At 68.1% G+C, this 14866-nt stretch carries 14 protein-coding genes; 13 read left to right on the top strand and 1 reads right to left on the bottom strand.

The genetic code is table 11. The annotated features are described in order from the left end of the window. Positions 1 to 178 precede the first annotated feature (178 nt). Genes BKK80_RS14285 through crcB form a run of 4 tightly spaced genes read left to right on the top strand, consistent with a single transcriptional unit; the run spans position 179 to position 2577 of the window. Complete coding sequence (locus BKK80_RS14285) at positions 179 to 1387, top strand: molybdopterin molybdotransferase MoeA (RefSeq protein WP_205683703.1); 1209 nt, start codon at positions 179 to 181, stop codon at positions 1385 to 1387. 20 nt (positions 1388 to 1407) lie between these two features. Further along, positions 1408 to 1665, top strand: a complete 258-nt coding sequence (gene moaD / locus BKK80_RS14280) for a molybdopterin converting factor subunit 1 (RefSeq protein ID WP_071013720.1) — start codon at positions 1408 to 1410, stop codon at positions 1663 to 1665. A gap of 13 nt (positions 1666 to 1678) precedes the next feature. Beyond that, positions 1679 to 2197, top strand: a complete 519-nt coding sequence (moaE, locus tag BKK80_RS14275) for a molybdopterin synthase catalytic subunit MoaE (RefSeq protein ID WP_071070035.1) — start codon at positions 1679 to 1681, stop codon at positions 2195 to 2197. Further along, positions 2197 to 2577: a fluoride efflux transporter CrcB gene (crcB, locus tag BKK80_RS14270; RefSeq protein WP_071013715.1), complete on the top strand. Its 381-nt coding sequence runs from the start codon at positions 2197 to 2199 to the stop codon at positions 2575 to 2577. The genes moaE and crcB overlap by 1 nt, the downstream gene beginning before the upstream one ends. On the opposite strand, the gene BKK80_RS14265 is transcribed toward crcB, so the two are convergent. Continuing rightward, positions 2559 to 3503 carry an alpha/beta fold hydrolase gene (locus BKK80_RS14265; RefSeq protein WP_231907923.1) on the bottom strand — a complete coding sequence of 315 codons (945 nt, stop codon included), beginning with the start codon at positions 3501 to 3503 and terminating at the stop codon, positions 2559 to 2561. The two genes, crcB and BKK80_RS14265, sit on opposite strands and share 19 nt — an antisense overlap. Before the next feature lie 247 nt (positions 3504 to 3750). Here BKK80_RS14265 and BKK80_RS14260 point away from each other — a divergent pair, with 247 nt between their 5' ends. From BKK80_RS14260 to clpB, 9 genes are all read left to right on the top strand, one after another. Then, complete coding sequence (locus BKK80_RS14260) at positions 3751 to 4365, top strand: TetR/AcrR family transcriptional regulator (RefSeq protein ID WP_071013712.1); 615 nt, start codon at positions 3751 to 3753, stop codon at positions 4363 to 4365. 111 nt (positions 4366 to 4476) lie between these two features. Further along, positions 4477 to 5658 (top strand): substrate-binding domain-containing protein, encoded by a 1182-nt coding sequence (locus BKK80_RS14255; protein WP_071038220.1) that lies wholly within the window; start codon positions 4477 to 4479, stop codon positions 5656 to 5658. A gap of 74 nt (positions 5659 to 5732) precedes the next feature. Next, complete coding sequence (locus tag BKK80_RS14250; RefSeq protein WP_071016454.1) at positions 5733 to 6515, top strand: ABC transporter ATP-binding protein; 783 nt, start codon at positions 5733 to 5735, stop codon at positions 6513 to 6515. Then, entirely contained in the window at positions 6508 to 7236 is a 729-nt protein-coding gene (locus BKK80_RS14245; protein ID WP_071013707.1) for an ABC transporter ATP-binding protein, read from the top strand. Before BKK80_RS14250 ends, BKK80_RS14245 begins: the two co-directional genes overlap by 8 nt. 61 nt (positions 7237 to 7297) lie before the next feature. Continuing rightward, entirely contained in the window at positions 7298 to 8338 is a 1041-nt protein-coding gene (locus tag BKK80_RS14240) for a branched-chain amino acid ABC transporter permease (protein ID WP_071013704.1), read from the top strand. Positions 8339 to 8357: 19 nt separating this feature from the next. Beyond that, positions 8358 to 9434 carry a branched-chain amino acid ABC transporter permease gene (locus tag BKK80_RS14235; RefSeq protein ID WP_071013702.1) on the top strand — a complete coding sequence of 359 codons (1077 nt, stop codon included), beginning with the start codon at positions 8358 to 8360 and terminating at the stop codon, positions 9432 to 9434. Between the two features lie 43 nt (positions 9435 to 9477). Continuing rightward, entirely contained in the window at positions 9478 to 11022 is a 1545-nt protein-coding gene (locus BKK80_RS14230) for an acyl-CoA synthetase (RefSeq protein ID WP_071038221.1), read from the top strand. 50 nt (positions 11023 to 11072) lie between these two features. Further along, a complete protein-coding gene (locus tag BKK80_RS14225; protein ID WP_071070033.1) occupies positions 11073 to 11987 on the top strand; it encodes a MaoC/PaaZ C-terminal domain-containing protein in 915 nt (304 codons plus the stop codon). Between the two features lie 217 nt (positions 11988 to 12204). Further along, complete coding sequence (clpB, locus tag BKK80_RS14220; RefSeq protein WP_071013695.1) at positions 12205 to 14793, top strand: ATP-dependent chaperone ClpB; 2589 nt, start codon at positions 12205 to 12207, stop codon at positions 14791 to 14793. Positions 14794 to 14866 lie beyond the last annotated feature (73 nt).

Raw genomic sequence — 14866 nt, 5'->3', positions numbered from 1 at the left:
GGCATGCCGCCGCGCCTGCGGCGCCGCCGCATGCCGCGCGGCCGTCGAATCGCTACAATCTGGCTGTCAGTCCCCGCCTCGCCGGGGTTTGCGGCGCTGCCGCCCAACCGACTCCAAGACGTCCCCCGATCGTCCTGCCCGCCCCATGCCCGAAGCTGCCGCCACGCCGCGCCCGCCCATGCTGACCCTTGCCCAAGCGCTCGCCACGCTGCTCGACGGCGCGCGCCCCATCACGCAGACCGAGCGTGTCGACACGCTGCTGGCCAACACTCGGGTGCTGGCCAGCCCGGTGTCGAGCGCGCTCGACGTGCCGCCCGCGGACAATACCGCCATGGATGGCTATGCGCTGCGTGCCGCCGATGTGCCGGCCGCCGGCACGCGCCTGCGCGTGACCCAGCGCATCCCGGCCGGCCATGTCGGCACGGCGTTGGAGCCGGGTAGCGCCGCGCGCATCTTCACCGGCGGGTTGATCCCGCCCGGTGCCGACGCGGTGGTGATGCAGGAGCAATGTACGGCCGAGGGCGGGGACGTGGTGGTCAACCATGTGCCGCGCGCCGGCGAGTGGGTCCGGCGCGCCGGCGAGGACATCCGCGCCGGCAGCCGTATCCTGGCAGCCGGCACGCGCCTGACGCCGCAGGCGCTCGGGCTGGCGGCCTCGGTCGGCCAGGCCGCCCTCGACGTGGTGCGGCGCGTGCGCGTCGCCGTCTTCTTCACCGGCGACGAACTGGCGATGCCGGGCGAGCCGCTGCGGCCGGGCGCCATCTACAACTCCAACCGTTTCACGCTGCGCGGGCTGCTGGAGAACCTGGGCTGCGAGGTCAGCGACTTCGGCATCGTGCCCGACTCGCTGGCGGCCACGCGTGCGACCTTGCGGCGCGCGGCCGACGGCCATGACCTGATCATCACCTCGGGTGGCGTCTCGGTCGGCGACGAGGACCATATCCGCCCGGCGGTACAGGCGGAGGGGCGGCTCGACCTGTGGCAGATCGCCATCAAGCCGGGCAAGCCGCTGGCGTTCGGCCAGGTGGCGCGCGGCGAGGCGCCGCCGGCCTTCTTCCTGGGCCTGCCAGGCAACCCGGTGTCCAGCTTCGTCACCTTCCTGCTGTTCGTGCGGCCGTTCATCCTGCGCTTGCAGGGGGTGGCAGACGTTGCGCCGCGCCGGCTGCCGCTGCGCGCCGACTTCACGCTGGAGAAGGGTGACCGCCGCAACGAATTCCTGCGTGCCCGCCTCAACGCACAGGGCGGGCTCGAACTGTTCCCGAACCAGAGTTCGGGCGTGCTGACGTCGACCGTCTGGGGCGATGGGCTGATCGACAATCCGCCGGGGCAGGCCATCCGCGCCGGCGACATCGTGCAGTTCATCCCCTTCGGCGAACTGTTGTACTGAGGCGCGAAGGAGGAGCGGCCATGAAGATCGAATTGCGCTACTTCGCCAGCGTGCGCGAGCAGCTCGGCCGTGCCGGGGAGCAGGCCGAGGTGCCGGTCGAGGTGGCCGACGTGGGCCAGCTGCGCCAATGGCTGCGCGCGCGCGGCGGGGTCTGGGAAGCGGCGCTGGGCGAGGGCAGGGCGCTGCGCATGGCGGTCGACCATGCGGTGGCGCGTGCCGATACACCTCTCGCGGACGGTTGCGAAGTGGCATTTTTTCCGCCGGTGACGGGCGGCTGAACGGAGCGCGGCGATGAGCGTGCGGGTACAACGCGAGGACTTCGATCTTGGCGCGGAAGTGACGGCGCTGCGGCGCGGCAATGCAGCGGTCGGCGCGGTGGCGAGTTTCATCGGCACGGTGCGCGACGCCAGCGGCGGCACCGCCGTCAGCGCGATGGAGCTGGAGCACTATCCCGGCATGACCGAGAAGGCGCTGGCTGCCATCGAGGAGGCCGCGCGCCAGCGCTGGCCCTTGCTCGGCGTCACCATCGTGCACCGGGTCGGGCCCCTGCAGCCGCAGGACCAGATCGTGCTGGTCGCCGTGGCATCGGCGCACCGCGGTGAGGCTTTCGCCGCTTGCGAGTTCATCATGGACTATCTCAAGTCCGAGGCGCCGTTCTGGAAGAAGGAGACCACGCCGGAGGGCGCACGCTGGGTCGATGCCCGCGTCACCGACGAGGCCGCGCTGCGGCGCTGGGGCGTGGCCTCGATCAACGCCAGCGGTGACGGCGTGGCGGGCGCCGGTGGCGACGCGGCTGCGGAGGCGCCCTGATGGGGCCGTTCGGCTTCGTCGCCGTCGGGGTCGGGGCCGCCCTGGGGGCCTGGCTGCGCTGGTTCTTCTCCGTGACGTGGAATGCGGCCAATCCTGCGCTGCCCTACGGAACCCTGGCCGCCAACCTGGTCGGCGGCTATCTCATCGGGCTGGCCGTCGGCTTCTTCGAGACACATGCCGGCCTGCCGCCGGAATGGCGCCTGTTCGCCATCACCGGCTTCCTCGGCGGGCTCACCACCTTCTCCACCTTTTCCAGTGAAGTGGTCGGCAACCTGATGGCAGGCGACTTCGGCTGGGCCTTGCTCCACCTTCTGGCCCATCTCGGCGGCTCCCTGCTGTTGACGGCCGCTGGCCTGTGGACTTACCGCCTGCTCTCCTGAGGTGCGGAAGCGGCTCGTGAGAATCGGACTCCCGCCCGATCCAGCAATGCCAGCAAAGCGGCATTGAAGGCCGCCGGACGCTCCAGGTGAGGGCTGTGGCCGGTGGCGGCGATGCTGCATTGCAGCGTGGCCGGGTTCAAGGTGCCGACTGCCGCCGCCATCGCCGGGCCATAGAGCCGGCTGCGCTCACCGTGCAATAGCAGCAGCGGCAGCCGCGCGTGGCGTAGCGCCTGGCGCAGGTCCTGCGCCGCCATGTCGCGCCACAGGGAAGACAGTGCAAGTGGATCGCAATGCTGTTGTCCGTGCGCCACCAGTTCGGCGGCAGCGGGCGAAGGGGCGCTGCCCGCCGCCCAAAGGTCTGCCGCCACCGCCGGCGCCAGTCCCGGCCAGTCTTGCCGCACCCGCACCGCCATCTGCTCCACCTGGTCCGCCGAATAGCCGCCGCGCAGGCCGTGCGGCCAGTCCGGCGCACTCAGCAGGCGCGGCGTCATGTCGATCGCGGCCACTGCTGCCAGCGGCACTTCCGGGTGGTCCTGCATCAGGCGCCAGGCCGTGGTCGCGCCCAACGACCAGCCTACCACTACCACATCGTCCAGCCCAAGGTGCGCGATCAGCGCGGCAGCGTCGGCCGCCAGCCTGCCGATGTCCGCGCGAGCCGCGCCGGGCAGCGAGCGCGACAGCCCGTGGCCGGCATGGTCGGGAGCGATCACCCGCCAGCCGCGCCGGGCTAGCGCCGCCTGCCCGCTGAAGGCGGTGCCCGGTATCGACCATCCATGCAGGCAAAGCAGGGGACGTCCTGCCCCGGCTTCGCGCCAGCCCGGCAGCACGCCTTGCGCCGGGAACTCGGCGAAGGGGCTCATGACGGGCTGCGGCAGGGTTTCCGCGGCGGCCGGGCCGGTGCGCCGGGGCTGGGCCGATGTATCCAATGGCGATCGCTCCTGGTGTGCCGGGTCGTGTGCAGGATGGCAGTCCGGGCGTCGGTAAAGGCATCTATTGACATCCGGATTCCAAGCTTTATATCATGAAACATGAATCAGCTATCATGTTTTCGCCTGCGCGGATGTCCTGTCCGGGAGGGCGGCGGACGGCTCTGCTGGAGCGGTCCGGACACCAGGAAAAAACAGGGAGCGCGCCGCCGTGGCTGAGCCGGCGCGCCGCCACGATGGAGACCCGATGCCAGCAAGCGATACCCGGGCGGCGAGCCCCGCCAGTCCCAAGACGGCGCGCGGCCAGAAGACACGCGAGGCCTTGCTGCGGGCATCCGAGAAGGTTTTCGGCGGGAAGGGCTACTATGCGGCCTCGATCTCGGAGATCACCCAGGAGGCCGACGTGGCCATGGGTACCTTCTACCTGTACTTCAAGGACAAGGAGGATGTGTTCCGCGCGCTGGTGCAGCATATGCTGGAGTTGCTGCGTGCCCACCTGCGCAAGCACGTGGCGCCGGCCACCACGCAGATGGAAGCCGAGCGCCTCGGCCTCAAGGCCTTCCTCAGCTTCGTGTCGCGCCACAAGAACCTGTACCGTATCGTGCTGGATTCGTACTCCGTCGACGAAACCATCTATAGCGGCTACTTCCAGGTCTTCGCCGAACTTTACAGCCGCCGCCTGGCCAAGGCCGAAGAGCAGGGCGAGATCCTGCCGGGCGACGCCGAAGTGCGCGCCTGGTGCCTGATCGGCATCAGCAACTTCCTCGGCATGCGCTACGCGCTGTGGAAGCGGCCGGCGTCGATGGACAAGGTGGTGGACTCGGCCTTCGATCTGATCGAGCACGGGCTGGCTGTGCGCTAGGCGGCCGCCGGGAGCGCGCTGCGAAACGCGCAGGATCCACAAGCCGCAAGAACGCACAAGAACGCGCAACGAGACGCAACAAGACACAACGAAACGAGAGAGGAGACAACCATGCAGGGCAAGCAACTGAGCACGCTGGCGCTGGCCGCCTGCCTGCTGGCGGCAGGCGCGGTCCACGCCAAGGACATCAAGATCGCCCACGTCTATGACAAGACCGGGGCGCTCGAAGCCTATGCCAAGCAGACCCAGGTCGGGCTGATGATGGGGCTGGAGTACGCCACCAATGGCACCATGACCGTCAACGGCAACAAGCTGGTGGTGATCGAGAAGGACACCCAGGGCAAGCCAGACGTGGCCAAGGCCCAGCTGGCCGCGGCCTACAGCGACGACCGCGCCGACATCGCGGTCGGCCCGACCTCGTCGGGCACCGCGCTGGCGATGCTGCCGGTCGCGGAGGAGTACAAGAAGATCCTGCTGGTCGAGCCGGCGGTGGCCGACTCCATCACCGGCGAGAAGTGGAACCGCTACATCTTCCGCACCGGCCGCAACTCCTCGCAGGATGCCATCGCCAACGCCGTGGCGCTCGACAAGCCGGGCACGCAGATCGCCATGCTGGCGCAGGACTATGCCTTCGGGCGCGACGGCGTCAAGGCCTTCAAGGGCGCGCTGAAGAACGCCAAGATCGTGCACGAAGAGTACCTGCCGACCAATACCACCGACTTCACCGCAGGGGCGCAGCGGCTGTTCGATTCGCTCAAGGACAAGCCGGGACGCAAGGTCATCTTCATCATCTGGGCCGGCGCCGGCAACCCGTTCAAGATCGCCGATCTCGATCCCAAGCGCTACGGCATCGAGATCGCCAGCGGCGGCAACATCCTGCCGGCCATGACTGCCTACAAGAACCTGCCGGGCATGGAGGGCGCGACCTACTACTACTTCGGCATCCCGAAGAACAAGGTCAACGAGTGGCTGGTGTCCAACCACTACAGCAAGTACAAGACCCCGCCCGATTTCTTCACCGCCGGCGGCATGTCGGCCGGCATCGCGGTGGTCGAGGCGCTCAAGAAGACCGGCGGCGATACCAATACCGAGAAGCTGATCGGCGCCATGGAAGGCATGTCCTTCGACACGCCCAAGGGCAAGATGATCTTCCGCAAGGAAGACCACCAGGCGATGCAGTCGATGTACCACTTCAAGATCAAGGTCGATCCGGCCTTCGCCTGGGGCGTTCCCGAGCTGGTCCGTGAGATCAAGCCCGAGGAAATGAACGTACCGATCCGCAACAAGCGTTGACCACCGTGGGCGCCACTTCTTCCGCGGCCGCCGAGGCCGTCCAGCGCGCCGCCGGCGCGGGCGGCGCGCCCGCGCTGGAGACGCGCGGGCTCACCATCCGCTTCGGCGGGCACGTCGCCGTCAACGCGGTGTCCTGCGCCTTCCGCGCCGGCGAGCTGACCTGCATCGTCGGGCCCAACGGCGCCGGCAAGACCACCTACTTCAACCTGATCTCCGGCCAGCTTCCGGCCAGTGCGGGGCAGATCCTGCTCGGCGGCGAGGACGTGACGCGGTTGCCGGTGCCGGAAAAGACCCGGCGCGGCATCGGGCGTGCCTTCCAGCTCACCAGCCTGTTCCCCAACCTGACCGTGTTCGAGAACGTGCGGCTGGCGGTGCAGGCGCGTCTGCATCTCGGCCTCGACCTGTTCAGCGTATGGAGCCACCACCGCAAGGTGCGCGAGCAGGCGGAGGCCTGCCTGGAGCGCGTGGCGCTGGCCGACAAGCGGCACCAGCCGGTGGCAGCGCTGCCGCACGGCGACCAGCGCAAGCTGGAAGTGGGCATCCTGCTGGCATTGCAGCCGCGCGTGTTCATGTTCGATGAGCCGACCGCGGGCATGAGCGTGGACGAGGTGCCGGTGATCCTGGACCTGATCCACGAGATCAAGCAGGACCGCAGCAAGACCGTGCTGCTGGTGGAACACAAGATGGATGTGGTGCGTTCGCTGGCGGACCGCATCATCGTGCTGCACAACGGTACCTTGATGGCCGATGGCGATCCGGCCGAAGTGATCGCCTCGCCCATCGTGCAGCAGGCCTACCTGGGCGTGGCGCCGCCGGACGGAGCGGGCGCCGGCAACGCGGAGGCCAGCCATGGCTGACGATCCCATCCTGCGCCTGCGCGGCGTCCACACCCATATCGGGCCCTACCATATCCTGCATGGCGTCGACCTCGACGTGCCGCGCGGTGGCGTGACCATGCTGCTGGGCCGCAACGGCGCCGGCAAGACCACCACGCTGCGCACCATCATGGGCCTGTGGCGGGCTGGCCAGGGCAGCGTCCATTTCGACGGCCGCGACATCACGCGCCTGGCCACGCCGGCGATCGCCCAGGCCGGCATCGCCTACGTGCCGGAGAACATGAGCGTGTTCTCCGACCTGACGGTGGCGGAGAACATGCGCCTGGCCGCCCGCAGCGGCGCCATCGACGAGCAGCGCCTGGACTGGGTCTTCCGCATGTTCCCGGCGCTGAAGATCTTCTGGCACCAGCGCGCCGGCGTGCTGTCCGGCGGGCAGAAGCAGATGCTGTCGGTGGCGCGCGCCATCATCGAGCCGCGCCAGCTGCTGATCGTGGACGAGCCCACCAAGGGGCTGGCGCCTTCGATCATCCAGAACATGATCTCGGTGTTCTGCGAGCTGAAGCAGACCGCGGTCTCCATCCTGCTGGTCGAGCAGAATTTCCACATGGCCCGATCGGTGGGCGACACCGTGGCCGTGATGGACGACGGCCGGGTGGTGCATGCCGGCACCATGGCCGACCTGGCCGGCGACGAGGCACTGCAGCAGCGCCTGCTCGGCCTCTCGCTGGCCGCGCACCAGTGAAAGCGCGGCGCGCGCCGGTGGCGCCGCCGCCCACCATTCCATCGTGTCAGGATCCGCAGACATGACGACTTCAAGCACCCTGCCCGAGGCACCGGGCGTTCCCTCCGCGCCGGCCGACCTGCCCAAGGTCCGGCTCGACTGGACCCCGCTGGCGCTGGCTCCCTTGCTGATGCTGCTGGCCTACCCGCTGGTGGGCAGCGGCTCGACCTGGCTGACGCTGACCGTGGCGGGGCTGGCCATGGGCATGATCATCTTCGTGGTGTCGTCCGGCCTGACCCTGGTGTTCGGGCTGATGGACGTGCTCAATTTCGGCCACGGCGCTTTCATCGCGCTGGGTGCCTACGTTGCGGCTTCGGTGCTTCTGCCGCTGGCGCCGTGGGTCGAGGCCGACAACCTGGCCCTCAACCTGGGCGCGTTCGCACTGGCGATCGGCGCGGCCATGCTGGCATCCGGCGCGGTCGGCCTGTTCTTCGAGCGCGTGGTGGTGCGGCCCGTCTATGGCCAGCACCTGAAGCAGATCCTGATCACCATGGGCGGCATGATCGTGGCCGAGCAATTGATCAAGGCGATCTGGGGGCCCGAGACGATCGCGCTGCAATTGCCGGCCGGCCTGCGCGGCGCCGTGCTGCTGGGCGATGCGGCGATCGAGAAGTACCGCCTGCTTGCCGTGGTGCTCGGCCTGGTCATCTTCATCGCCATGCTGCTGCTGCTCAACCGCACCCGCATCGGCCTGCTGATCCGCGCAGGCGTGGAGAACCGCGAGATGGTGGAGTCGCTGGGCTACCGCATCCGCCGCCTCTTCATCGGCGTGTTCGTCGCCGGTGCAGCGCTGGCGGGCCTGGGCGGGGTGCTGTGGGGGCTGTACCAGCAGAACATCACGGCGTCCATCGGTGCCCAGGTCAACGTGCTGATCTTCATCGTCATCATCATCGGCGGCCTCGGCTCGACCACCGGCTGCTTCGTCGGCGCACTGCTGGTGGGGCTGATGGCCAACTACACCGGCTTCCTCTTTCCCAAGGTGGCGCTGTTTTCCAACATCCTGCTGATGATGCTGGTCCTGCTGTGGCGTCCGCAGGGCCTGTATCCGGTGGCCAAGCGCTGAGCCAGGGAGATCCTCGACCATGACCCGACTGCTTTCCGGCGACCTGCCACGCAGCCGCGCGCTGTCCGTGCTGCTGCTCCTGCTGCTGCTGGCGCTCGCCTGCGCACCCTTCCTCTTCCCGGGCGCGCGCGCCCTCAACATGGCGGCCAAGATCTGCATCTTCGTGGTGCTGGTGGCCAGCTACGACCTGCTGCTCGGCTATACCGGCATCGTGTCCTTCGCCCACACCATGTTCTTCGGCATCGGCGGCTACGGCGTGGCCATAGCCATGTCGCGCATGGAGCCCGGCTGGGCCGCGCTGGCCGCCGGCACGCTCGGCGCGCTGCTGGTGGCGGCCCTGCTGGCGCTGGTGATCGGGCTGTTCTCGCTACGCGTGCGTGCCATCTTCTTCGCCATGATCACGCTGGCGGTGGCGACCGCCTTCGCCACGCTGGTGTCGCAACTGTCCGACTGGACCGGGGGCGAGGACGGCATCAGCTTCAAGGTGCCGGAGGTGTTCACGCCGGGCTTCTCGCTGGGCGACACGGAGTGGTTCGGCGTGCCGCTCAACGGCAAGCTCTTCACCTACTACTTCATTTTCTGCGCGGCGCTGGCGCTGTTCCTGCTGCTGCTGCGCATCGTCAACTCGCCGTTCGGCCGCGTGCTGCAGGCGATCCGCGAGAACGACTTCCGTGCCGAGGCGATCGGCTACCGCACCGTGGTGTTCCGCACGGTGTCGACCGTGCTGTCGGCCGTCTTCGCCGCGCTGGCGGGTGTGCTGATGGCGCTCTGGCTGCGCTACAACGGCCCGGATACCTCGCTGTCCTTCGAGATCATGGTCGACATCCTGCTGATCGTGGTGATCGGCGGCATGGGCACGCTGTACGGCGCGGTGGTGGGCACGGCGCTGTTCCTGGTGGCGCAGACCTACCTGCAGGACGTGATGAAGCTGGCCAGCGACGCCACGGCGGCGGTGCCGCTGCTGTCCGGCCTGCTGCATCCGGACCGCTGGCTGCTCTGGCTTGGCCTGCTGTTCATCCTGAGCGTGTACTATTTCCCGCAAGGCATCGTCGGGCGGCTGCGCGGCGAGGGAGCCGGAAGGGACGTCGCCACCTGAAGACCCGGGAGTGGCGTCCATCGACACATGGAGACCCCGGGCAATGTACGTGATCGACTGGCTGCACAAGAACGCCCAGCATCATCCGGACAAAGTGGCGCTGGTGGACGTGGAGAGCGGCCGCAGCGTGACGTATCGCCAGTTCGACGAACGCGCGAGCCGCTTCGCCGAATACCTGACCGACGGCCTGCGGCTGGCACCCGGGGCACGGGTGGCCGTGCTGGCGCACAACAGCAGCGACTATTTCGAGATGCTGTATGGCTGCGCCAAGGCGGGCATGATCCTGGTCTGCCTGAACTGGCGCGCACCGGCGGCCGAGTTGCTGCCGATCCTGCGCGATTGCGCGCCGGATCTGCTGGTGGCCGGCGACGGCATGCTCGGCGTGGCCGCGCAACTGGCCCGTGAGATCCCGCTGCGCGCCGTGCTCCACCTGGCCGACGACGAGGCGGCCGACGTGCCGGGTGGCTGGACCGAGTACGAGGCGGCCCTGGCCTCGGCTTCCGGGCGCATCGTCGAGATGCCTTGCCGCGACGAGCACGAGGTCTGGCACCTGCTCTATACCTCCGGCACCACCGGCCGCCCCAAGGGGGTCAAGCAGACCTACGGCATGGTGTACTTCAACGCCGTCAACGCCATGCTGGCCAACAAGATCACGCGCGACGACGTGTTCCTGAACGTGCTGCCTTTCTTCCATACCGGCGGGCTGAACCTGTACGCCAACCCTGTGCTGCACGCCGGTGGCACGGTGCACATCATGCGCCAGTTCGACGCCGCGGCCACGCTGGACCGCCTCGATGCCCGCCACGGCGCCGGCATCACCATGTTCTTCGCGGTGCCGTCGGTCTACCTGTTCCTCAGCCAGCATCCCGGCTTCGCCGCGGCCGACCTGTCCGGCCTGCGCAGCGCGGCGGCGGGCGGTTCGCCGGTGCCGCAGCCGCTGCTGGAGGCCTATCTGGCCAAGGGCGTGACGATCTGCTTCGGCTTCGGCATGACCGAGACCGGCCCCACGGTGTTCGTCTGCGAGGAGCAGACCGCGCGGCGCAAGATCGGCACCATTGGCAAACCGGTCGGCTCCATGCTGACGCGCGTGGTCGACGCCGACGGCCGCGACGTGCGTCCGGGCGAGCGTGGCGAACTGCTGATCAAGGGGCCGGGCGTCACGCCCGGCTACTGGAACCTGCCGGAAGCCACGGCGGCGGCCATCCGCGACGGCTGGCTGCATTCGGGGGACATCGCCTACATGGATGACGAGGGCGACTACTACATCGTCGACCGTGCCAAGGACATGTTCATCTCCGGCGGCGAGAACGTCTATCCGGCGGAAGTCGAGAACGTGCTGTTCCAGCTGCCGCAGGTGGCCGAAGCCGCCGTGATCGGCACCGCCGACGCCCGCTGGGGCGAGGTCGGCCTGGCGCTGGTGGTGCGCAAGCCAGGCGCCTCGCTGGACGAGCCGGCGGTGCTCGCGCATTGCCGCGCGCGGCTGGCAGCGTTCAAGGTTCCACGCCATGTGCGCTTCGTCGACGCACTGCCGCGCACGCCCTCGGGCAAGGTCGAGAAGCACAAGCTGCGCGGCCTGTACCCATCCTGAACCGATCCCCGGGGCGCCGCGCTTTCCGTCGCCCCCACCGGAACCCGACCATGAACGCATCCCGTCCGCGCGTGCTGGCGCAAGAGGACTTCGACCGCTTTGCCGTATTGTCGCGCGACGACAATCCCATCCACTGCGACCCGGCCTTCGCGCGCGCAACGCATTTCGGTGCCACGGTTGCGCACGGGATGCTGCTGTTCTCCCTGCTGTGCGCGCAGATACGGCGCAGCATACCGCGTCCTGTGCTGCCGATCGCGCAGACGCTGATGTTTCCGCGCCCGACCTTCGTCGGCGATGGTGTGACAGCCGCGCTGGTGCTGCAGGATGCGCCCGGCCCGGGGCGCATCGCGCTCGACACATCGATCCGTTGCGTGCAGCGCGGCCGCGAGCGCATCACGAATGCCGAGGAGCAGGTCACGGCGCACGGCGCGGCAATGCTGCTGGCCGATGCCACCGCCGACCTGCTGGCGATGATGCGGCCGGCGCCACTCGACCAGGATGGCATGGCGCGCGTGCCGGCGGTCGACGCCTCGCTCTACCATCTATCGATCGGGCAGGAGGCGTCTGCCGCACGTACCTTCGGTGTCGACGATACCGACGAGTACGTGTCGCTGACCGACGACAGCAATCCCTTCTACACCGATCCGGTATTCGCCCGCAGCCGCGGCTTCGATGGCGCCATCGTGCCGCTGCCATTGCTGGCCGGCATGTTCTCCGACCTGCTCGGGACCCGCCTGCCCGGCCGGGGCACCGGTTGGATGAAGCAGTCGCTGCGGCTGTGCTCGGCCGCGCGCCTGGGCGAGCCGCTGACCGCTTCGGTGCGGGTTACGCGGCTGCGCGCCGACAAGGAGCTGGTCAATCTGGCCACGGTGGTGTCGGGCGGCGACGGGCGTGTGGTGCTGCAGGGCGAGGCCCTGGTGCTGGTGCGCAACCTGGAAAACAAGGGCGCGCGCGGAGCAGTCTGAAGCACTCCATCATGTGCTTTTTGATGCGCATCAGAAGTCATGCACGGCAGCCTTGAAATGTCTCGCGCAAGCCCTATCTTCCCGTTAGACATTGGCTGTCCGACATGGGGAAACGGGCGCGGGAAGCGCTCCGCGATGGTTGCCTGGCGTGGCAAGCGCCGGCATCGGGACCATCGCCTCCTCCTCATCAGGACACACACCGAGAGAGGGATTCCACATGCGTTTGGACAAACTGACGACCCGGTTCCAGGAAGCGCTGGCTGATGCACAGAGCCTGGCGATCGGACACGACAATCAATACATCGAGCCGCAGCACGTGCTGCGCGCGCTGCTGACGCAGCAGGACGGCGGGGCGCGCAGCCTGCTGGCCCGCGCCGGCGTCAACGTGAACGGCCTGCAGTCGGCTCTGGATGCTGCCATCAAGCGTTTGCCGCAGGTGCAGGGCAGCAGCGAGGTGCAGGTCGGGCGCGACCTGGGCGCGCTGCTCAATGCCACCGAGAAGGAAGCGATCAAGCGCGGCGACCAGTTCATCGCCAGCGAATTGTTCCTGCTGGCCCTGTCCGACGACAAGGGCGAGGCGGGCCGCATCGCGCGCGAGAACGGCCTCAGCCGCAAGTCGCTGGAGGCAGCCATCCAGGCCGTGCGGGGCGGTGACAACGTCAACAGTGCCGATGCCGAGACCCAGCGCGAGGCGCTCAAGAAGTACACCATCGACCTGACCGAGCGCGCGCGCCTCGGCAAGCTCGATCCCGTGATCGGCCGTGACGACGAGATCCGCCGCGCCATCCAGATCCTGCAGCGCCGCACCAAGAACAACCCGGTGCTGATCGGCGAGCCGGGCGTGGGCAAGACCGCCATCGTAGAGGGCCTGGCCCAGCGCATCGTCAACGGCGAGGTGCCCGAGAGCCTGAAGAACAAGCGCGTGCTGGTGCTCGACATGGCCGGCCTGCTGGCTGGCGCCAAGTACCGCGGCGAGTTCGAGGAGCGCCTGAAGGCGGTGCTCAACGACGTGGCCAAGGACGAAGGACAGACCATCGTCTTCATCGACGAGATCCACACCATGGTGGGCGCCGGCAAGGCCGAGGGCGCGATCGATGCGGGCAATATGCTCAAGCCCGCGCTGGCGCGCGGCGAGCTGCACTGCATCGGTGCCACCACGCTCGACGAGTACCGCAAGTACATCGAGAAGGATGCCGCGCTCGAGCGCCGTTTCCAGAAGGTGCTGGTGGACGAGCCCACGGTGGAAGCGACCATCGCCATCCTGCGCGGGTTGCAGGAGAAGTACGAGCTGCACCACGGCGTCGAGATCACCGACCCGGCCATCGTCGCAGCGGCGGAGCTGTCGCACCGCTATATCACCGACCGTTTCCTGCCGGACAAGGCCATCGACCTGATCGACGAGGCGGCGGCGCGTATCAAGATGGAGATCGACTCCAAGCCGGAGGCGATGGACAAGCTCGACCGCCGGCTGATCCAGCTGAAGATCGAGCGCGAGGCGGTCAAGAAGGAGACCGACGAGGCTTCGCAGAAGCGCCTGGAACTGATCGAGCAGGAGATCGAGCGCCTGCAGAAGGAGTATGCGGACCTCGATGAGATCTGGAAGGCCGAGAAGGGCGCAGCCCAAGGGGCCGCCGCGCTGAAGGAAGAGATCGACAAGATCAAGCTCGAGATCGCCAAGCTGCAGCGGGAAGGCAAGCTCGACAAGGTGGCGGAGCTGCAATATGGCAGGCTGCCCGAATTGGAAGGCAAGCTGAAGGCGGCGACGGCGGCCGAGGCCAGCGAGCAGAAGCAGCCCAACAAGCTGCTGCGCACGCAGGTGGGCGCCGAGGAGATCGCCGAGGTGGTGAGCCGTGCGACCGGCATCCCGGTGTCGAAGATGATGCAGGGCGAGCGCGAGAAACTGCTCAAGATGGAGGACCGGCTGCACCAGCGCGTGGTTGGGCAGGACGAGGCCGTGCGGCTGGTGTCCGACGCCATCCGCCGTTCGCGCGCCGGCATCTCGGACGAGAACAAGCCCTACGGTTCCTTCCTGTTCCTGGGGCCGACCGGCGTGGGCAAGACCGAGCTGTGCAAAGCGCTGGCCGAGTTCCTGTTCGACTCCGAGGAGCACCTGATCCGCATCGACATGAGCGAGTTCATGGAGAAGCACAGCGTGAGCCGCCTGATCGGTGCGCCTCCGGGCTATGTCGGCTATGAGGAAGGCGGCTACCTGACCGAGGCGGTGCGCCGCAAGCCGTACAGCGTGGTACTGCTGGATGAAGTCGAGAAGGCCCACCCGGACGTTTTCAACGTGCTGCTGCAGGTGCTCGACGACGGCCGCCTGACCGATGGCCAGGGCCGCACGGTGGACTTCAAGAACACCGTGATCGTAATGACGTCGAACCTGGGTTCGCAGTTGATCCAGTCGATGGCTGGCGAGCCGCAGGAGGCGGTGAAGGGCGCGGTATGGCAGGAAGTGCGCACACATTTCCGCCCCGAGTTCCTCAACCGCATCGATGAAGTGGTGGTGTTCCACGCGCTCGACCAGCGCAATATCGAGTCGATCGCGCGCATCCAGCTGCAACGCCTGCAGGCTCGCCTGGCCCGCATGGACATGACGCTGGAGGTCACCGACGAGGCGCTGCGCAAGATCGCCACGGCGGGCTACGATCCGGTGTTCGGGGCGCGGCCGCTCAAGCGGGCGATCCAGCAGCAGATCGAGAACCCGGTCGCGCGTGCCATCCTCGAGGGCAGGTTCGCCGCCAAGGATGTGGTACCGGTGGACTATCGCGACGGCGAGTTCACCTTCGGCCGCAACGTCCACTGAGCGGTATCGGCCGCTCGCCGGGCGGCCGATGCGTTGCCATGAAGACCGCCCCATCCGGGGCGGTTTTTGTTTG

The organism is Cupriavidus malaysiensis (assembly GCF_001854325.1).
Lineage (GTDB): Bacteria > Pseudomonadota > Gammaproteobacteria > Burkholderiales > Burkholderiaceae > Cupriavidus > Cupriavidus malaysiensis.
The sequence above is the reverse complement of the archived record's forward strand: the minus strand, read 5'-3'. Positions and strand labels throughout refer to the sequence as shown.